Annotated in this window: 17 protein-coding genes; 10 read left to right on the forward strand and 7 right to left on the reverse strand. The window is 59.0% G+C overall.

Annotated elements, in window-relative coordinates; translation table 11 throughout:
• Positions 1–30: 30 nt before the first annotated feature.
• The 4 genes from mmsB to ACTG2B_RS11355 all read right to left on the reverse strand — a co-directional run bounded on the left by mmsB (position 31) and on the right by ACTG2B_RS11355 (position 4196).
• The gene (gene mmsB, locus ACTG2B_RS11340; protein WP_043826366.1) at positions 31–933 is read right to left on the reverse strand and encodes a 3-hydroxyisobutyrate dehydrogenase; all 903 of its coding nucleotides are present in this window, start codon (positions 931–933) and stop codon (positions 31–33) included.
• Between the two features lie 51 nt (positions 934–984).
• Entirely contained in the window at positions 985–2097 is a 1113-nt protein-coding gene (locus ACTG2B_RS11345) for an enoyl-CoA hydratase/isomerase family protein (protein ID WP_439995815.1), read from the reverse strand.
• An 18-nt stretch (positions 2098–2115) separates the two neighbouring features.
• A complete protein-coding gene (locus tag ACTG2B_RS11350; protein WP_005336930.1) occupies positions 2116–2898 on the reverse strand; it encodes an enoyl-CoA hydratase in 783 nt (260 codons plus the stop codon).
• Positions 2899–3038: 140 nt separating this feature from the next.
• Positions 3039–4196: an acyl-CoA dehydrogenase family protein gene (locus ACTG2B_RS11355; protein WP_374808588.1), complete on the reverse strand. Its 1158-nt coding sequence runs from the start codon at positions 4194–4196 to the stop codon at positions 3039–3041.
• A gap of 319 nt (positions 4197–4515) precedes the next feature.
• Here ACTG2B_RS11355 and ACTG2B_RS11360 point away from each other — a divergent pair, with 319 nt between their 5' ends.
• From ACTG2B_RS11360 to ACTG2B_RS11400, 9 genes are all read left to right on the forward strand, one after another.
• Complete coding sequence (locus ACTG2B_RS11360) at positions 4516–5658, forward strand: isovaleryl-CoA dehydrogenase (RefSeq protein ID WP_429014109.1); 1143 nt, start codon at positions 4516–4518, stop codon at positions 5656–5658.
• Positions 5655–7256, forward strand: a complete 1602-nt coding sequence (locus tag ACTG2B_RS11365) for a carboxyl transferase domain-containing protein (RefSeq protein ID WP_439995817.1) — start codon at positions 5655–5657, stop codon at positions 7254–7256. Before ACTG2B_RS11360 ends, ACTG2B_RS11365 begins: the two co-directional genes overlap by 4 nt.
• 11 nt (positions 7257–7267) lie before the next feature.
• Complete coding sequence (locus ACTG2B_RS11370) at positions 7268–8122, forward strand: enoyl-CoA hydratase-related protein (protein WP_128835562.1); 855 nt, start codon at positions 7268–7270, stop codon at positions 8120–8122.
• On the forward strand, positions 8119–10089 hold the full coding sequence (locus tag ACTG2B_RS11375) for an acetyl/propionyl/methylcrotonyl-CoA carboxylase subunit alpha (protein WP_439995819.1): 1971 nt from the start codon (positions 8119–8121) through the stop codon (positions 10087–10089). The genes ACTG2B_RS11370 and ACTG2B_RS11375 overlap by 4 nt, the downstream gene beginning before the upstream one ends.
• Entirely contained in the window at positions 10086–11054 is a 969-nt protein-coding gene (locus tag ACTG2B_RS11380; protein ID WP_064337796.1) for a hydroxymethylglutaryl-CoA lyase, read from the forward strand. The genes ACTG2B_RS11375 and ACTG2B_RS11380 overlap by 4 nt, the downstream gene beginning before the upstream one ends.
• Positions 11055–11056: 2 nt before the next feature.
• Entirely contained in the window at positions 11057–11467 is a 411-nt protein-coding gene (locus ACTG2B_RS11385; protein WP_439995821.1) for a MerR family transcriptional regulator, read from the forward strand.
• A gap of 36 nt (positions 11468–11503) precedes the next feature.
• Positions 11504–12265: a substrate-binding periplasmic protein gene (locus ACTG2B_RS11390; protein WP_439995822.1), complete on the forward strand. Its 762-nt coding sequence runs from the start codon at positions 11504–11506 to the stop codon at positions 12263–12265.
• Positions 12266–12317: 52 nt separating this feature from the next.
• Positions 12318–15320: a DUF748 domain-containing protein gene (locus ACTG2B_RS11395; RefSeq protein ID WP_439995823.1), complete on the forward strand. Its 3003-nt coding sequence runs from the start codon at positions 12318–12320 to the stop codon at positions 15318–15320.
• 225 nt (positions 15321–15545) lie between these two features.
• Complete coding sequence (locus ACTG2B_RS11400) at positions 15546–16142, forward strand: acetate uptake transporter (protein WP_005336948.1); 597 nt, start codon at positions 15546–15548, stop codon at positions 16140–16142.
• A 274-nt stretch (positions 16143–16416) separates the two neighbouring features.
• On the opposite strand, the gene ACTG2B_RS11405 is transcribed toward ACTG2B_RS11400, so the two are convergent.
• From ACTG2B_RS11405 to deoC, 3 genes are all read right to left on the reverse strand, one after another.
• Entirely contained in the window at positions 16417–17610 is a 1194-nt protein-coding gene (locus ACTG2B_RS11405; protein WP_429131016.1) for an MBL fold metallo-hydrolase, read from the reverse strand.
• 194 nt (positions 17611–17804) lie between these two features.
• Entirely contained in the window at positions 17805–19127 is a 1323-nt protein-coding gene (gene deoA, locus ACTG2B_RS11410; RefSeq protein ID WP_439995825.1) for a thymidine phosphorylase, read from the reverse strand.
• 109 nt (positions 19128–19236) lie between these two features.
• The gene (deoC, locus tag ACTG2B_RS11415; protein ID WP_439995826.1) at positions 19237–20010 is read right to left on the reverse strand and encodes a deoxyribose-phosphate aldolase; all 774 of its coding nucleotides are present in this window, start codon (positions 20008–20010) and stop codon (positions 19237–19239) included.
• Positions 20011–20251: 241 nt separating this feature from the next.
• Between deoC and ACTG2B_RS11420 the strand changes: the two genes are divergently transcribed.
• Positions 20252–20560, forward strand: coding sequence for a DUF6506 family protein (locus ACTG2B_RS11420; RefSeq protein WP_083249938.1), 309 nt, complete (start codon positions 20252–20254; stop codon positions 20558–20560).
• Positions 20561–20669: the final 109 nt, after the last annotated feature.

A 20669-nucleotide genomic window follows, 5' to 3' on the forward strand; every position in this document is an offset into this window, starting at 1 on the left:
AAGAGAGATGCCTTGAAGAGAGGTGGCCCGTCAGGCGGGATCCTGTTTATCCAGATAGAGTTCGACGATGCTGGAGAAATCGCGGCTCCCCTGCCCCTGAGCGGCATGCAGGTTGAACAGGTTGCGGGCTAGCGCCCCCATGGGCACAGCGCTGTGGCCATGCTCGGCCAGCGCCATGGCCAATCCCAAATCTTTCACCATCAAACGGGTCATAAAGCCCCCCTGATAGTTGCGGGCGGCAGGGACATTCTCCATCACCCCGGGCCAGGGGTTGTAGCGCTCCAGACTCCAGTTGTTGCCGGAGCTCTTGCCCATGATGGTGGAGAGCACGGCGGGATCCAGCCCCTCCTTCACCCCGAGGGCCAGCGCCTCGGCAGTGCCCGCCATGTGGATCGCAAGCAGCATGTTGTTGCACATCTTGGCGATCTGCCCGGCACCCAGCGCCCCGGCGTGAAACAGGTTCTGCCCCATGCAGGCGAGCAGAGGTTTCGCCGCCTCGAAATCCGCCGCGTTGCCGCCAACGATAAAGGTGAGCGTCCCGGCGGCCGCACCGGCGACACCGCCCGATACGGGGGCATCAATAAAGCGCAAACCGCGTGCGCGGGCCGCCTCCCCGACCTGACGGGCAGAGTCGACATCTATGGTGGAGCAGTCGATCACCAGTGCACCAACCGGCAGGGCTGCCAGCAGATCCTGCCCCTCAGACAACCAAAGATCGCGCACATGTTCCCCCGCAGGCAACATGCTGATCACCACCTCGCAGCCAGTCACCGCCTCACGGGCATCCCCCGTGGCGATGCAGCCAGCGGCGATGGCGCGCTCAATGTTTTGGGCAACCAGATCAAACACCTGCACCCTGTGCCCGGCCCTGGCCAGATTTGCCGCCATGGGCCCCCCCATGTTGCCGAGCCCGATAAACCCTATCCTTGTCATCCCGCTTGCTCCTTGCGTTGCTGATGGCGGCGTCCGCCGGTTGCCAAGATGTTATTCCTTGCAGGCCAACGGATTGCGCCCCTGCGGCCAGCGATAGAACTCGTCCAGCCACTTCCCCTCCGGTGGCCACTGTTGCCAGCGGGGATCTTTATCCTTGTCGATCAGCAGTGCCCGCACCCCTTCCACAAAATCGCCCTTGAGCACGCAGTTGACCGAGAGGGTCAGCTCCTCGGCAAATACTTCGGCCAGGGAGTTGCGGCGAGCCTGCCAATATTGGCGCCACAAAATGGCGCGGCTGATGGGGCTGCCGGTGCGGCAGAGCTGCTGCGCCTGCTGGAGTACCGCCTCCTGTTCATCGAACTGGGCATCGAACAACCGCGCCAATACCCCTCGCAGCGTGCGTCCCGCCAGCAAGGCATCGATCCTCTGTTGATGGGGCAGCAATACTGGCGCTGGCAAGCGGGCCGCCACCTCACCATGCAACCCCGTGAGCAGCAGATCGATCTGCTCACGGGGATCACCACTGCCAGTCCACTCGAGCACGGCGAGGCGTGACAACAGCGCACTGCGCTCGCTACTGGCGATGGCGTGATCCGCCAGCCCAAGACCGATGGCATCACTCCCGTTGAAGCGGGCACCTGTCAGACCGAGCCAGAGCCCGAGTCGCCCCGGCATCCGGCTTAAAAACCAGCTCGCCCCCACGTCGGGGTAGAGGCCGATGGTCACCTCCGGCATGGCGAACATGCTTCTTTCGGTGACAACCCGAAAATCGGCTCCGGCAAACAGGCCAATGCCGCCCCCCATGCAGATACCGTCCGCCACGCAGATCAGGGGCTTGCGGTAAGAGTGGATGTGGTGGTCGAGCCGGTACTCCTGCTCGAAAAAGTCGCGGGCATATTCGAACAGTTCCGAGCCGCTCGCCTCCTGCTTGCGGTAATAGAAGGAGCGGATATCGCCACCGGCACAAAATGCCTTCTCACCCGCCCCCTGCAGCAGCACACAGACGATGGCAGGATCCTGCTCCCAACGGGTCAGCGTCTGTTGCAGGATCTGGATCATCGGCAGGCTCAATGCGTTGAGAGACGCAGGGCTGTCGAGGGTCAACACCCCGATCTGATGGCCATCTTCGGTGGGATAACAGCTAACCTTGACCAACTCACTCATAAACGGCTCCGTATGGATTTATTCTGTTGGGCCATATTGCCAGCGCGGTAAGCGTTTCTCCAGGAAGGCGGCCACCCCTTCACGCTGATTGGCATCGCTAAAGAGATCGAGAAACAGCGACCGCTCAAGGGGCAAGGCGGCATCCCGCGGGCCACTGCGGCCCTGATTGATCAGGGTTTTGCAGGCGCGCAGGGCGCTCGGGCTCTGGCGCTCCACCAGATGGGCCATCTGGTGCGCCGCCTCCCACGCCTGACCGGTTTTCACCACCTCCTCCACCAGCCCCATCTCGTAGGCCAGCGAGGCACTCACCTTCTCACCGCAGAGGATCATCCGCTTGGCCCAGCCCGGCCCCACCAGCTCGGTCAGGCGCTGGGTGCCACCGGCACAGGGAAGCAAGCCCACCGAGGCTTCCGGTAGTCCCAGCAACGCCTGCTGCTCGGCGATGCGGATATCACAGGCCAGCGCCACTTCCAGGCCACCGCCCATGGCATAACCATTGATGGCGGCGATACTGACGCCGTGAAAACGGGCCAGTGCCTCGAAGGCTTTGCCAAAGGCCTCGGCTACTTCGCGGGCCAGCTCGACATTCCCCTCGACAAACATATTGAGGTCGGCACCGGCGCAGAAAAATTTGTCGCCCGCACCACGGATCACCAGCGCCACCACATCGGGACGACTGTCGAGCTCCACCATCATCTGCAAAAAGGCCTGCAGGCTGGCAAGGGTCCAGGTGTTGGCAGGGGGATGGTCGAGGGTGATATAGGCCACGTGGCCATGATATTCGAGTCTGATCCTTGTCATAACATTGTCCTTGTCGATGAAGCTGCCGCCATGATGACAGTCTTGAATGACGCCAACCTGTGGCTGGCTCACAAAGCCGAAACCGGCATGGCATGGTGCAAATCGGGTGGCAGGCAACACACCCTTGATGCGACCACCGGTTAGCCCAGCGACAAGCCGGGATCGGCCAGCAGGCGGCGTGCGATGATGAGTCGCATCACCTCGTTGGTGCCCTCCAGAATGCGGTGTACCCGGGTATCGCGCAGATAGCGCTCGAGCGGATACTCGCGGATATAACCATAGCCGCCAAAGAGTTGCAGAGCCTCATCACAGATTCGATAACCCACATCGGTGGCAAACCGTTTGGCCATGGCACACCAGGCACTCTTGTCGGGTGCCCCGCGATCCAGCTTGTCGGCGGCCTGACGTACCAGCAAACGGGCGGCAGCCAGCTCGGTCGCCATATCGGCCAGGCGAAACTGCACGCTCTGGAATTCGCTGATCGGGTGACCAAATTGCTGGCGCTGCTGCACATAGGCCAGCGCATCGTCCAGCGCCTGCTGGGCGGTGCCCACCGAACAGGTGGCAATATTGATGCGCCCCCCATCGAGGGCCTGCATGGCGAACTTGAATCCTTCCCCCTCTTCGCCCAACCGATAACAGGCAGGAATGCGAACCCCGTTGAAAACAACCTCCCGAGTCGGCTGGCTGTTCCAGCCCATCTTCTCTTCCGGCTTGCCATAGACGATACCCGCGCTATCTGCCGGCACCATAAAGGCAGAGATCCCCTTCGCACCTTCACCACCGGTACGGGCCATCACCACCAGCACATCGCTGCTGCCTGCCCCCGAGATAAAGACCTTGGTCCCCTCGATGAGGTAGCTGTCACCCTCGCGCACCGCCCGGGTCTTGAGTGCCGCCGCATCGGAGCCCGCCCCCGGCTCGGTGAGGCAATAGGAGCCCAGCAGCTCGCCGCTGGCCAGTTTGGGCACCCACTCCTTGGCAACCTCGGTGGGCAACCAGTTACCCAGCATCCAGCTCACCATGTTGTGGATGGTCAGATACGCAGTGGTCGAGGTACAGCCCATGGCGAGGCGTTCGAAGATGAGGCTCGCATCGAGGCGCGGCAGCCCCAATCCGCCAAACTGTTCCGGGGTATAGAGACCGCAAAAACCTAGCCCGGCCGCCTGCTTGATGGTCGGGATCGGAAACTCATGCTCCTTGTCCCAGCGCGCGGCATGGGGTTTGAGCGCCTCATCGGCAAAGGCGGCGGCCGCCTCCACATACGCCTGTTGATCATCGGTCAGGGTAAAATCCATCTTGTCGTTCGCTCCCTTGTTGCCCCGCGCTTGTTGTCCCGCGCTTATTTTCCTGAGTTAGCGCTTTATGACGCGGCACCCACACGCTGCGTCAGTCGGATCTGCCACTATGGCGCTGTTGTCGTGGTAGCTGATGACGCTCTCACTACCACGGCTTTATCGACACACAACAGATTAACAATTGATTTACGTTTACGCTAACGTAAACTTGTGGCAGAAGTGAAGTACAAAATGGACCGACCACTGCTAGTCGTAACTCCGAGTCAGCCGGTCGAACCAACCTTCCTACCCGGCTGTCATATCCGCAAGGAGAGCATGAATGCAGATGGATGAGACCCTGAATGCCCTGACCGAGCAGGTTGCGGCTTTCTGCCAGAAAGTGATTGCCCCGCGCGCCAGCGAGATCGATCAGAGCAACACCTTCCCCCGTGATCTCTGGCCCCGGATGGGTGAGCTGGGGCTGCACGGCATCACGGTGGCGGAGGAGTATGACGGGGTGAACCTCGGCTATCTGGCCCACGTGCTGGTGATGGAGCAGGTGAGCCGCGCCAGCGCCTCAGTCGGCCTCTCCTACGGCGCCCACTCCAACCTCTGCATCAACCAGATCCACCGCCATGGCACACCCGAGCAGAAAGCGCGCTACCTGCCCCAGCTGGTAAGCGGCGAGCATGTGGGGGCGCTGGCCATGAGCGAACCGGGAGCCGGGTCCGATGTGGTCAGCATGCGCCTCACCGCGGAGCACGAGGGCGATCACTTCGTGCTGAACGGCAACAAAATGTGGATCACCAACGGCCCGGATGCCGACACTTTTGTCATCTATGCCAAGACAGATACCAGTGCGGGCCCCAAAGGAATTTCTGCCTTTATCGTTGAAGCCGGCACTCCCGGTTTTTCTACCGCCCAGAAGCTCGACAAGCTGGGGATGCGCGGCTCCAGCACCTGCGAGCTGGTGTTCGACAACTGCCGGGTGCCGCAGGAAAACCTGCTGGGCACCCTGCACGGCGGGGTCAAGGTGCTGATGAGCGGGCTCGATTACGAACGGGTAGTGCTGGCTGCGGGCCCCCTTGGCATCATGCAGGCCTGCATGGACGTGGTGCTGCCCTATGTGCGTGAGCGCAAGCAGTTTGGTCAAGCCATCGGCGAGTTCCAGCTGGTGCAGGGCAAGCTCGCCGACATGTATACCCGCCTCGCCAGCAGCCGGGCGCTGGTCTACTCGGTGGCGAGCGCCTGCGATCAGGGGCGCACCAGCCGTAAAGATTGCGCCGCAGCCATCCTGTTTGCCGCCGAAAACGCCACCCAGATGGCGCTCGATGCTATCCAGCTGCTCGGCGGCAACGGTTACATCAACGAATACCCCACTGGCCGCCTACTGCGGGACGCCAAACTCTACGAGATCGGCGCCGGCACCTCGGAGATCCGCCGCTGGCTCATCGGCCGCGAGCTGATGGGAGAAAATGCATGAGTCGTATCCACTCCCACCTTGACACGGCGAGCCCGGAATATGCGGCCAATCGGGCCGCCATGCAGGGGCTGGTCGACGATCTCCACGCCCGCATTGCCGAGATCGCGCTAGGGGGCGGCGCGGCCAACAACGCCCGCCATCAGGCCCGTGGCAAGCTGCTGCCCCGCGAGCGCATCAATCAGCTGCTGGACCCGGGCTCCCCGTTTCTCGAGCTCTCGGCGCTGGCTGGCTGGCAGGTCTATGACGAGCCGGTGCCCGCCGCCGGCATCATCACCGGCATCGGCCGGGTCTCGGGCCGGCTCTGCATGCTGGTGGTGAACGATGCCACCGTGAAGGGCGGCACCTACTACCCGCTCACGGTGAAAAAACACCTGCGCGCCCAGGCCATCGCCGAGCGGCTGCGCCTCCCCTGCCTCTATCTGGTGGATTCCGGCGGCGCCTTCTTGCCGATGCAGGACGAGGTGTTCCCCGACCGGGATCACTTTGGCCGCATCTTCTACAACCAGGCCCGCATGTCGGCCCAGAACATCCCCCAGTTGGCGGTGGTGATGGGGCTCTGCACCGCAGGCGGCGCCTACGTGCCCGCCATGGCGGACGAGTCGATCATGGTCAGGGAGCAAGCCACCATCTTTCTGGCGGGTCCGCCGCTGGTCAAGGCCGCCACCGGCGAGGAGATCAGCGCCGAAGCCCTGGGCGGCGCCGAAGTGCACTGTGCCCACTCCGGCGTTGCTGATCATATGGCCCGTGACGATGCCCATGCGCTGGCCATCGCCCGCACGCTGGTTACTCATCTGGGTAACGAGCCGATAGAGAGCAGCCCCGGCTACGAGCCCCCCTGCTACCCGCTCGAGGAGCTCTACGGTCTGGTGGGCACCAGTCTCAAACGCCCTTACGACGCCCGCGAACTGATCGCCCGACTGGTGGATGGCTCTGATTTTGACGAATTCAAGGCGCTGTTCGGCACCACACTGGTGACCGGCTTTGCCCGTATTTGCGGCATGGAAGTGGGGATCCTCGCCAACAACGGCGTGCTGCACAGCGACAGTGCCCAGAAGGGGGCCCACTTTATCCAACTCTGTAACCGGCGTGCCATCCCGCTGCTCTTTTTGCAGAACATCACCGGCTTTATGGTGGGGAGCAGCGCAGAAAAAGAGGGGATCGCCAAGCACGGCGCCAAGCTGGTCACCGCCGTGGCCTGCAGCCGGGTGCCCAAGATCACCCTGATCGTCGGCGGCAGCTTTGGTGCTGGCAACTACGGCATGTGCGGCCGCGCTTATGAGCCCGATTTTCTCTTTAGCTGGCCCAACAGCCGTATCTCTGTCATGGGTGGCGAACAAGCTGCCGGAGTGCTGGTACAGGTGCGTCGCGACAAGCTGACTGCCGAGGGCAAAGATTTGAGCGAGCAGGAGGCGGCCGCCATCCGAGCCCCGGTGATCGAGCAGTATGAACGCCAGGGTCACCCCTACTACGCCAGCGCCCGCCTCTGGGATGATGGCGTCATTGACCCGGCCCAGAGCCGCACCGTGCTGGCGCTGGCGCTCGCCGCCTGTCAGGGTGCCCGCATTGAAACCGAGCAGTACGGCATCTTTCGGATGTAAGGAGCAAAACGATGTCTGATCCACTTACTTCCTCAGCACTTGGCTCTTCAACACAGGGCCCGTTTCGGCTGGAACGGCATGGCCCGCTGGCCGAGCTGGTGCTGTCGCGCCCGGCCCGCCACAACGCCTTTGATGCCGACCTGATGCTGGGGCTGCTCGACTGTCTCGATGATCTGGCCCATCTTCATGGTCATGATCTCGCCGAACGCCCCCACGCCCTGCTGCTGCGGGCAGAGGGCAAACACTTTTGCGCGGGCGCTGACCTCAACTGGATGCGTAATCTGGCCCACGCAGATTTCGAGCACAATCGCGAAGACGCTCGGGTACTGGCGCGGCTGATGCAGACCCTCGATGAGCTTCCCTTCCCTACGGTGGCGCTGGTGCAAGGGGCCGCCTATGGCGGGGCGCTGGGCCTCATCTGCGCTTGCGATCTGGTGCTGGCCAGCGACGATGCCCGCTTCTGCCTCTCAGAGGTGAGCCTAGGTCTGGTGCCTGCGGTGATCAGCCCCTACGTGGTGCGCACTATGGGGATGCGTCAGGCGCGCCGCTACATGCTCAGTGCCGAGCCGTTCGATGCCATTACCGCCTGTCGGCTCAATGTGGCACACCAACTCTGCAAACCGGATCAACTGCTGGCGGAGGGGCGGGCGCAGGCCCTTCGTCTGTGCCGCAACGGGCCGGAGGCGATGAAAGAGACCAAACGGCTGCTGGCGGCGATAGAAGCCCATCCTTCCCGCCTGCACGAAGAAAAAACCGTCGAGACCATCGCCCGGGTTCGGGTGGGGCTCGAAGCCCAGGAGGGGATGCAAGCCTTCTTCGACAAACGTCCTCCCGCCTGGCGTCCCCGTTTCAAGGATGAGACATGACCCATCACACTCAGATTAAGCGCCTGCTGATTGCCAATCGCGGCGAGATTGCCGTGCGCATCATCAACACGGCGAAACGCCTCGGCATTCACACCATCGCCCTCTACTCCGATGCCGACGCCCACGCCATGCACACCCGTCTGGCCGATGAGGCCTGGCATCTGGGGCCCGCACCGGCCAGAGAGAGCTATCTCGACACCGGCAAGGTGCTGAAGATTGCCAAAGAGGCGCACGCCGATGCCATCCATCCCGGTTACGGTTTTCTGTCGGAAAACAGCGATTTTGCCACCGCCTGCGAACAGCGCGGCCTGCGCTTTGTCGGCCCAAGCGGCGACGCCATTCTCGCCATGGGCGACAAATCGGGGGCCAAGGCGCTGATGCAGGCTGCCGGCGTACCAGTGCTGCCCGGCTATCACGGCACGGATCAACGACCGGACTTCTTGCGCGATCAGGCGAGCCAGATTGGCTTCCCGCTACTTATCAAGGCAGCCAGTGGCGGCGGTGGCAAGGGGATGCGTCGGGTCGATCAGCTGACCGACTTTGACGAGTCGCTGGCGGCAGTCAAACGGGAAGCCAAGGCCGCCTTTGGTGACGATCTGGTGCTGCTGGAGCGCTATCTGCCCCAAGCTCGCCATGTGGAAGTACAGGTCTTTGCCGATAGCCTCGGCAACGCCATCTATCTTGGGGACAGGGACTGCTCCTTGCAGCGACGCCATCAGAAGGTGATCGAAGAGGCGCCCGCCCCCGACATCCCTCCGGCTCTGCGCCGCGCCATGGGGGATGCGGCCGTGGCCGCAGCCAAAGCCATCCATTATCAGGGGGCTGGCACCATCGAGTTCCTGCTCTGCAAGGATGAGTTCTTCTTTATGGAGATGAACACCCGGCTGCAGGTGGAGCATCCGGTCACCGAAGCGGTGACCGGGCAGGATCTGGTGGCCTGGCAACTGGCCGTGGCAGAAGGCAAGCCGCTGCCACTCACTCAGGAGGGAGTTGTGCTGCGCGGCCATGCGGTGGAAGCGCGCCTCTACGCCGAGGATGTGGCGGCCGGTTTTCTGCCTGCCAGCGGGCCTATCCACTGGCTCCACTGGCCCGTTGGCGTGCGCATCGACACCGGCGTCACCGCTGGCGATGAGGTGAGCCCCTATTACGATCCCATGATCGCCAAGCTGATCGCCCACGGCCAGAGTCGCGCCGAGGCGTTCGCCAAACTGGCCGATGCGCTGGCGGCGCTGGATCTCGGCCCGCTGATGCACAACGGCGCGCTCTTGCTGCGCCTGTGTGAAGAGCCTGACGTCCTGGCCATGAGCCACCATACCCAGTGGCCCATCCCCACTACAGCGCAACCCATTCCTGAACTCGCCTGGCCGCTGGCCACCCTCTGGCTGGCGAGCCGCCCTGCGGGCACCGCCCCCTGGCAGCAAGCCTGCGGATTTCGGCTGGGGCCGGCTCGCTGCTGGGCAGCGGCGGTACGCATTGGTGATGAGCACCGGGTATTGACCCTTAACGATCATGGCGGCCAGTTTGAGTGGCAAGGGGAGACCCGTTGCTACCAGAGAGGTGACGATAATATCCGGCTGCAGCAGGGTGACTGCTGGCAACAGATCCCCATTCAGACGGTCGCAGGCTCGGAGGCAGCCTTCATCATGACCCTAGGGGGCCAGCGCATCCGCTTCGCGGCCGATGATCAGCTGCACAGTCACTACCATGATCAGGCAAACGAGAAGGTGCAGGGCGCCATCGCCCCCATGCACGGCATCGTGGTAGCCGTGTTGGTCGAACCCGGCCAAACAGTCAGCAAGGGACAACCCCTGCTGGTGCTGGAGGCGATGAAGATGGAACACCAGTTGCGTGCAGAGCGGGATGGGGTAATTGAAACCCTGCAGTGCAAGCAGGGCGAGCAGGTAAGCCAGGGGGCCGTGCTGGTGCGCTTTGTCGAAGAGACTGCTTCACAGGAGGAACACCCATGAACCGATCACAGGACGTCCGTGACGACAGGGTCAGTCTGGTGGAGATGGGGCCGCGAGATGGCCTGCAAAATGAAGCTGCGCCCCTCTCCCTGGTACAGCGGCTGGAGCTGATCCAGCGCCTTACCGACAGCGGTCTGCAGCGCATCGAGGTCGGTGCCTTTGTCTCTGCCAAAAAGGTGCCGCAGATGGCGGACTCCGCAGCGCTGTTCGAGGCACTGCCGCGCAAGGGCTCAACCCGTTACGGCGCACTGGTGCCTAATCTGCAAGGCTTGCAGGCAGCCATTGCCGCCCGCGCCGATGAGATTGGCCTCTTCACCGCCTGCTCCGACGGTTTTACCCGCGCCAATATCGGCATCAGCGTGGAGGAGTCGCTGGTGCGCTTCGCCCCGCTGGTGCAGGAGGCGCGCCGCCTCGGCATCAAGGTGCGTGGCTACCTCTCCACCGTCATCGCCTGCCCGTTTGATGGCCCGACCCGCCCGAAACGGGTCGCCGCCATGGCCGAGCAGTTGCTGGATCTCGGCTGCCACGAAATTTCGCTGGGGGACACCATAGGCGTCGGCACTCCGGGCACGGTGGCGCCCATGCTGGATGCGGTACTGCACGAGATCCCGGCGGGGCGACTCGCGGTCCATTTTCACGACACCTACGGCCAGGGGTTGGCCAACCTGCTACCCGCGCTGGAGCGCGGCATTCGCACCATCGACTGCTCGGTAGCGGGGCTTGGCGGCTGCCCCTATGCGCCGGGCGCCTCCGGCAATGTGGCGTCAGAAGAGGTGGTCTACCTGCTGCACGGCCTTGGCATGACGACCGGAGTGGATCTCGACAAACTGGCGGCCACCGGCCAGTGGGTCAGCGAGCAGCTCGCTCGCCCCAACGGCTCGCGGGTCGGTCAGGCCTTGCACGCCAATGCCGAACGGCTGCGTGCCCGCCTCTGCCAGCCACACGCCCAGCAACAGGAGTCATGACCATGTCCCGTTCCCTGCCCGGCAAGGAGGTCACCTACAGCATCTCGGAGCTGGCCCACGAGTTTGATGTTACGCCGCGCACCATCCGCTACTACGAGGACGAAGGGCTGCTCACCCCGCTGCGGGAGGGGCAAACCCGCATCTACAGCCATCGGGACAAGATCCGGCTCAAGTTGACCCTGCGCGGCAAACGGCTGGGGTTTAGCCTGGCCGAGATCCGCGAGCTGTTCGATATGTACGACACCGACAAATCGAGCAAAACCCAGCTCCACTCCATGATCCAGCTGATCGAGGCAAAACGCGGCGCCCTGCGCCAGCAACTGGAGGATATCCAGATGGTGATGGCCGAGCTGGAGGCCGCCGAACAGCGCTGTGTTAATTCCCTTAACAGCTTGAAAACTGGCGCAGATTAACCGAATCTGGGAGCAAGCTATTGCCCTGGGGATCCCATGAGATATTGGTGCTGGTTCTTGCTCTTGTTCAGCCTCTCTGGCTGGAGCCATCCCCTCATCAAGGTTGGCGGGTACCCCTATGCCCCCTTTGTGGTCAAACTCTCCGATTCCCGCTATGAAGGGCTGACGCTGGACCTCATCGCCAAGCTAAACGAGATCCAGCAAGAGGTAAGATTCGTGTTTGTTCCCACCTCGGCCGCCAACCGTTACAAGGCGCTCGACCTGGGCCGTTTCTCGCTGATGCTGTTTGAAGACACCAAATGGGGCTGGGACACAGATAAATTCAAGATGACAGCCCCCTTCCTCGGTGGTGGTGAGGTCTATGTGGCCCTGAACAAAGTGGGTCGGGATCAGCGCTTTTTCGATGACCCTTCTCGGCATCATCTTATCGGGGTGACCGGCTACCACTACGGCGTGGGCCAGTTCAATGCCGATCCCGTCTACCTGCAGCGCAAGCTCAATATCACCCTGGTCAAAGACAATATCAGCGCCCTGCAAGCCCTGCTCAAAGGACGTGGCGAGGTAGCCATTCTCAACGTCTCATACCTTAACCAGTATCTGCTGGCCCATCCCGACACCGCCGATCAGCTGCTGATCTCGCAAAAATGGGATCAACAGTATCAGCACCGCGCCATCCTTCACCCTGCCGCCCCCATTACCCCTGCCCAGCTGGAACAGTGGCTGGCAGCGCTGCAACAAAATGGTGAACTGGATCGCCTTTGGACAAAGTACGGCGTACAACAGCACGCAACCCCATGATTACTATCCAGCTTTTCTGTACCATGGCGGGAACCAAATGGGAGTGCACCAAATGAACACCACCGAGCCCGCGTCCCCCAAGCTCCGCTTGCTGCGCTACCTTGCCTACTCTTTCCTGCTGTTTCTTATCCTGATCACTCTGCTGCTGTGGCAAACCCCCCGTTTGATCCAGCGCTATCTGCCCGGCTGGCTGGCCGAGCACTATGGCCTGCAACTGACGCTGGGGGAGATTGACGTAGGGCTGCGCAACCCTTCTCTCACACTCGGCGCGACCGCCCTGCTCGACGCCAAGCAGCAGCCCATCATCCGTTTTGAGCAGCTCTTTATCACCCCCGACCTGCAAGCCAGCTGGCAGCAGAAAGGGGTCGTGCTTTCCGCCGTCACCCTGACCAAACCCGTGGTGCAGTTGCAACGGCTGGCAGACAAGAAGGGGAAGGTTCGACTCAATCTGACCGATGCGCTAGCGACCCTGCTCCCCCCTGCGCCCTCCCCCGAGCCCGAACCAGCCAGTGCACCGCTGCTGATCGACATTGCCAGCGTCAATGTCACTGACGGGCATGTGCGCTATCAGGATCAACGCAAGGAGAGCGAACCTGGCTGGTTGCCGCCTCTCAATCTGGAGAAAGTGGCCCTCAAACTCGATAACCTGCGCACCGAGGCAAATCACCCGACAGCCTATCAGCTGAGCGCCGCCATCAACGGCAAAAGCAGCCTCGCTGCCCACGGCAAACTCGATGTGATGAGCGGCATGGGTCAGGGTAAGGTGAGCCTCAAGCAGGTCGAGCTGAAACCCTTCGCCCCGCTCTGGGCACCCTATCTCAAGCTGGATCTGGCCAAGGGCCACGCCAATGCAGAGGTGGAGTACCAGCTTAAAGAGGGCAAGCAAGGGGTACTGTGGCAATTGTCCAAAGGCAAGCTGACCCTGGACAACTGGCAGCTTAAAAAACACAAGGGCGACGAATTTGCCCGCTTCGGCCAGCTGGCCCTGAGCGAGCTGGCTGTCGATGGCCAGAAACAGTCGCTCCAGATCAGCAAGGTAACCCTGCAACAACCCCTGCTCAAGGCCACCCTCAACCCACAGCAGGAACTGGATCTGGCTGACTTGCTGATTGAACAGGCTCCCGCCAAGCCCGTCAAAGAAGCCAACACCGCAAACGAGGTGGCAAGCAATGCGGCGCCCAAGTCGGCACAACAAGCAAAGACAGCCGGTAACGGCAAGAAACACGGGGCAGACAAACCCTGGCAGTGGCAGATCAAGCAGATCCTTATCGACAGGGGCGATCTCACTCTCACCGAATCGAGCAGCGGCAAACCGCAGGCACGCCAGCTCTCCGGCCTCAAGCTAGCGCTGGGGCCACTGGGCAGCAAGGGGGAGCAACCGAGCAAACTGACTCTGGCCACCCAGTTCAACCAGAGCAGCCCCCTCGCCTTTGATGGCCAACTGACCCTGACTCCTTTCACCTTAAGCGGCGAGATCAACCAGCAGGAGCTCCCCCTCACTCTGGCACAGCCCTATCTGGCCGATCTGGTACGCATCAAGGTGCAAAACGGGCTGCTGAGCAGCAAAACCCTCCTCGATCTCGCCACCACTACCCAGGGAGATCTCAGCAAGCTGACCCTGCAAGGGGGGCTGGATATCAACGGGCTCAAAGTAGTCGATCGGGCAGACAATCAGCGGCTGCTGGAGTTCAACACCCTGGCTCTCACCGGGCTGACGTACGACGGCATCAGCCAGCAGATGCGGATCAAGGACATTGCCTTGAACAAGCCCTTCGCCCGCATCGAGATCAACGAAGATGGCACCACCAACCTGCAACAGCTGCTGTTGCCACAACCGGCGGCCACCAACAGCCCTCACGCGACGGCTGGCAGCAAGGCTCCCGATTTTCGTTTCACCATCGACCAGCTGCGCACCGAGCAGGGCAACCTGCGCTTTGCCGACCGCAGTCTGAGTCAGGATTTTGTGGCCGATATCGCCTCGCTGGGCGGCCAGAGTCGCCATATCAGCAATATTCCGGGGCAACGCTCCGATCTCGCCTTCAACGGCAAGGTGGATCGCTATGCGCCGGTGACCATTCGCGGCGGTACCAACCTGCTGGTGGCCAACCCTATCCTCGACATCGCGGTCGCCTTCCACAACCTGGAGCTCACCACCTTTACCCCTTATTCGGGCACCTATGCCGGTTATGCCATCGACAAGGGGCAGCTCTCCATGAAGCTGCACTACAAGCTGGAGGGCAACCGGCTGGAGGGGGATAACGACATCACCATCAAGAAGCTGCAACTGGGCGAGAAGATCAAGAGCGAGCAGGCCAAGGATCTCCCGCTGGGGTTGGCCATCGCCCTGCTGAGCGATGCCAACGGGGTGATACAGATGAACCTCAAGGTGAAGGGGGATCTCGATCAACCGGACTTCAGCATCGGCAATATCTTCTGGGATGTGCTGGGCAACACCCTGAGCAAGGCGATCACCTCCCCCTTCTCCCTGCTCGCCTCGCTGGCCGATGGCACCGAAGATCTCGACGAACTTCCCTTCCTGCCGGGGGATCCCGATCTCACCCCCACCCAGCAGGAGAAACTGGTCAAGCTGGCGCAGGCCCTCAAGGATAGACCCAAGCTCAGCATGAACATTCGCGGCAAGGTCAACTTCAACGAGGAGCGCCCCATCCTGCAACGGCAAAAACTGGAGCGGGTACTGGCCAAGCTCACCGGCAATCAGGCGGATCTTGACCTGCTGGAACAGGACCCCGCCCTGCAAAAGGCGCTGGCCCAGGCCTATGAAGAGCGCTTTGGCGAAGATCTGGAAGATCTGGCCGATCGGCTCCATCTGGATGAAGAGAGCGCGGCACTGAGGGCCCAGGCGGTGATCCTGCTGCGGGATCAGCAGCTCATCACCGCCAAATCCCTGCGCAATCTCGCCATGCGCCGGGCGCAAAATACCAAGGAGTTTCTGGTCGACAGCCAGGGGATCGCCCCGGAGCGGCTGTTCGTGCTCGACAGCCAGGTCAAGGAAGAGGACAAGGAAGCCAAAGTGATCCTGACACTGGATCAGTGACGCCGCCGCACTTCGTAAAAAGCGTAATAAAAATACAACCCCTCAACTATTTTGACACCTTTTGCTCACCAAACAGCCTGCCTTGGTGAGCATTTGGCCTCTGATGCAAATAATCACGTAGTTTTTTTACGATTTATCCCCCTTGCCCCCTTGCGGGCGCGCCGCAGCCTGCCTAAAATCGCGCGTCTTTTGTTAACCCCCACCTCTATTTTTGGAGAACGCCACGTGAGCGAAAAATTGGCCAACCCTGCCCCTCTGGGTCTGATGGGTTTCGGTATGACCACCATCCTGCTGAACATCCATAACGCAGGTTTCTTCCCCATCAGCGCCATGATCCTGGCCATGGGCCTGTGCTACGGCGGCATCGCCCAGATCATCGCTGGCATCATGGAGTACAAGCGTGGCAACACCTTTGGTGTGACCGCATTCACCTCCTACGGCCTGTTCTGGCTGAGCCTGGTGTTCCTGCTGATCATGCCGACCATGGGTCTGGCCGAAGCCACTCCGCACGCCTACATGGGTTGGTATCTGCTGATGTGGGGCATGTTCACCCTGTTCATGCTGGTTGGCACCATCAACTACCCGCGCGCCAAGCAGTTCGTGTTCGCCTCCCTGACCGTGCTGTTCTTCCTGCTGGCCGCCCGTGACTTCACCGGCAGCACCCTGATCGGCACCATCGCCGGTTTCGAAGGCATCATCTGTGGCGCCAGCGCCATCTACCTGGCCATGGCCACCGTGATCAACGAGCAGTTCGGCCGCACCGTGATGCCGATCGGCGATCACAAGAAAGCCGCCGCCGTACAGCTGAAAGCCGCTGCCTGATAGGCAAGCCACTCAGATTGTGAAAAAGGCACCCTCGGGTGCCTTTTTGCTATTTCGCAAAGCTGACGTTCCTGCGCACACATTTTCCCTTTTCAGCCCTACATCCGGATATCCGTCTCTAGCTATTCGGCACTCCTGACACACCCATTTGTGGATATATCCATCAACTAAATAAGGCTCTCACGGGCCACCACAAGGGATGCAGTTTGTTTTTTAGTATGAGGGCGTATAGCCACTGCCTTTTTTAGGAAATAATCCACCTAATACTATCAGGTTATTTTAAAGCATCCCGGTTCAATACTTTTTTATCTGCCATCAAAAGGTCATTCACCTTGCTCGACCAAACAGGTTCATATTCTTTATTTTCATTTTTTTTGATAGGCCATACAAAGCCATGTTTATCAAAATCTGCCTTGTCGATTGTTGTCCCCGGTTGTGGAGTTAAAATCTTCACATTCAATTTATTAGCAGCATTTATCACTCGTTCTATGGGTTCTGACCACCCATGTGGAGCCATATTGTAAGCAGCCCAATGAACAGGTAATAAATATTTTCCTCGCAATATTTTATGAGCTATAACGGCTTGCTCTGGTCCTAGGTGTGTATCATGCCACATGGCACTATATGAGCCAGCCTCCATTAATGTTAGATCAAATGGGCCATACTTTTCACCAATAGTGTTAAACTCCCGATGCATCCCCGTGTCACCACTATAAAAGATTGAATTATCACTATCCTTTATGACCCAACTCGACCACAAGGTGTGATTAGACCTTGATAAACGGCCAGAGTAATGGCGTGCCGGTGTTGAAGCAATAAACACCCCATCAATGACTTTTTCTTCCCACCAATCAAATTCAATCACTTGAGCTTCTGGCACCCCCCATTTCATGAGAATGCTCTTAATTCCTAATGGAACAACCCATTTTGTTTTTTTACTTCTAAAGTAGTTCGCTACCTCATAGTCTAGATGGTCATAGTGATCATGCGATATAACGATAAGATCAACTGGAGGTAGCGCATCTAGCCTCATTGAAGGAGAATAAAATCTTTTTGGCCCCAGAGCCTTAAATGGAGATGCTCGTTCAGACCATGTCGGGTCAATAAGGACTCGACTCTTTTTGAACTCCAATAATACATTTGAATGCCCAAACCATGTAACTCTCAAACCTGACGATGGTAACGCAACCAAATCTTTGCCATTGCGAATACCATAATCAATAGACTCCTCAGGAGTTCTAACCTCCTTATTATTAAATAGAAGGTGATACAAGCGTTCTATCGATGAGCTATCATCCTCCTTCATCTCATCAATGTTCTCAAATCCCTTTCCATTCCAATGTTCTGAGTTAATGACTTTCAGGTTATCTTTTGGAGCATCAGTGTCGCCGATAACAATATAGACGGATGTATATATCGACAAGACGACAATGAATATCATGGATAGCAATGCTAAAATAACTTTCACAAAAGCACCTCTAAATAAAAGCAAGTTGAATCTTTTAATACAACAGCAGATTGCATCAACAGAATTAAATTCAACTATTCATGGAAGATAGAATAGATTCAAGACCATTTGTAAAAATTGACTCAGGGATTAACATAGTTAATCCCTAACTACAGGTGGCTACATTAAAAATGTGAGGGTGATGGTAAATAAACTTAGCTTCGAATTACAGATATTACACTGTTTCTATCTTCCGGTTTTTGAGGACCTATCAATATTGAGTTTTTAACCATTCGATCAATCAAAATAAATTGATCTTCAGTCTGAGCGTGGATCATCGCGATCGGCTTGTCAGCATCAACGCTTTGACCCAGGCGGATAAAGTCGGTCAGACCGACCGCATAATCAAGTTTGTCACCGGCAGCGCGGCGACCACCGCCCATGGCGACCACGGCCAGACCCAGCTCGCGGGTATCCATAGCGGTCACGAAACCGCTGTTGGCCGCGAAGACCGGGCGCACGATGGCGGCTTTGGGCAGGTAAGAGTCGTAACGCTCCATAAAATCGGCCGGGCCACCGAGACCAGTCACCATGCGACCGAAGATCTCGGCCGCCTTGCCATTATCCAGCACCGCCTGCAGCTTGGCGCGGGCATCGCGCTCATCGCTGGCAAGACCGGCGGAGATCAGCATCTCGGCACACAGCGCCATGGTCACTTCGTGGATGCGCGGGTTGCGGTATTCACCGGTCAGGTAGCGCACCGCTTCACGTACTTCCACCGCGTTACCGGCGCTGGAGGCCAGCACCTGGTTCATGTCGGTCAAGAGCGCAGAGGTGCGGCAACCGGCACTGTTGGCCACGGCCACAATGCTCTTAGCCAGCTCTTCGGACGCTTTGAAGGTCGGCATAAAGGCGCCGGAGCCCACTTTCACATCCATCACCAGCGCTTCGAGCCCGGAGGCGAGCTTCTTGGAGAGGATGGAGCCGGTGATCATCGCGATGGATTCGACGGTTGCAGTAATGTCACGTACTGCATAGATACGCTTGTCAGCGGGGGCAAGATCGCCGGTCTGGCCGATGATGGCGACACCCGCCTCTTTCACCACTTTCAGGAAACGGTCGCTGTCGACCGAGGTCTGGTAGCCGGGAATGGCGTCCAGCTTGTCGAGGGTACCGCCGGTGTGGCCCAGGCCACGGCCGGAGATCATCGGCACGAAACCGCCGCACGCAGCGACCATCGGGCCAAGCATCAGGGAGACAACATCACCCACACCGCCGGTGGAGTGTTTGTCAACAATCGGGCCACCCAGATTGAGGTGATCCCAGGTCAATACCATGCCGGAGTCGCGCATGGCGCAGGTCAGGGCAACCCGCTCATCCATGGTCATGTCTTTGAAGTAGACCGCCATCGCCAGCGCGGCGATCTGCCCTTCGCCGATGGTGTTGTTGGTAATGCCCTGAACGAAGAATTGAATTTCTTGGGTACTGAGCGCTTCACCGTTGCGCTTCTTGCGAATAATTTCTTGAGGCAAAAACATCTTTCATTCCCTCCGCCATTGCTGGCGTTACACAAGCCTGAATCCTTGCCCGCACACCGCATGGTGGGGGCTAACAGGGCGGACAGCAGTCCGCCCTCTCATCAACCTATTAGTAACCGCTGGTGTTGGCCGGCTTGTCGCCATGCCCCAGAGTGGCCAGCAGAGTGGCCAGCAGGCTGGATGCACCAAAGCGGAAGGTACAGGCGGACACCCAGTCGTTGCCGAGGATCTCTTCGGCCATGGCCAGGTACTGACCGGCCACGGCGGCATCTTTCACGCCACCCGCTGGCTTGAAGCCGACTTTCGGATTCTTGGCCTTGATCACTTCCATCATGATGCGGGCCGCTTCTGGGGTCGCATTGACCGGCACCTTGCCGGTGGAGGTCTTGATGAAGTCGGCACCGGCATCGATACAGATTTCGGAAGCGCGACGGATCAGCGCCTCTTCTTTCAGCTCGCCGGTTTCGATGATCACTTTCAGCAGCACGTTGGCACCGCAGGCCTCTTTACAGGCTTTGACCAGATCAAAACCGATCTGTTCATTGCCGGCCATGAAGGCGCGGTACGGGAACACCACGTCCACTTCGTCAGCACCGTAGGCGACAGCGGCACGGGTTTCGGCCACGGCGATCTCGATGTCGTCGTTGCCGTGGGGGAAGTTGGTCACGGTCGCAATGCGTACGTCGGCAGCGCCGATCTCACGCAGAGTCTTGCGAGCGATAGGGATAAAACGGGGGTAGATGCAGACGGCGGCGGTCAGGCCAGCCGGTGACTTGGCCTTATGGCACAGGTCGATCACCTTCTGATCGGTGTCGTCATCGTTCAGGGTGGTCAGGTCCATCAGGTTCAGGGCGCGCTGAGCGGCAACTTTCAGATCAGTCATTCTGTTCTCCTCAGTCATTCTACTCTCCAATTCGGATTTATTACTTAATAAAACAATCATCATCCTTATCTAAAATTTAAGGCATGGCAAATAGTCTAATCAAATAATGGTCATAGACACTGACTGTTGCAGATTCGTGTTTATCAATGCCACATTTAAAGGGCAATGATAAAGAAAGGAGGGAATGTTAGGCCAGAGATACGATGAATTTAAACATAGCATATCACTATACGGAGTTTACATGTCTTGTTTCAAAGCAGCTTTCATTTTCCTAGCTCCTAATGTCAATCCAGAACTTGATTTTCAATGGGTTAAAACAGATAGCGTTCATGTTAAAACAATAGCAGTATCTAGCTATCAAGAAGCATGCTTACAGCTTGATGATTTATATTCAGAAGGTATCAGAGCTATAGAGCTATGTGCAGGATTTGGACATGTCGGTGTTGCAAAAGTTAAAGAACAATGCTTGGGGCGCATGCAGGTAGGTGTTGTAAGATTTGATATACACCCATGCCTTGATAATGTCAGTGGTGATGTTTTATTCAGTTAAACAGTATGTTTTCATTAACCAAGAGAAAAGAAAAATGAAACTAAAAACAATTTCAGCATTCATGTTTGGCCTTTCCGCAATTGCATCATTCAATTAATTTGCGGATATC

Source organism: Aeromonas sp. 30P, assembly GCF_051919805.1.
GTDB classification, from domain to species: domain Bacteria; phylum Pseudomonadota; class Gammaproteobacteria; order Enterobacterales; family Aeromonadaceae; genus Aeromonas; species Aeromonas veronii.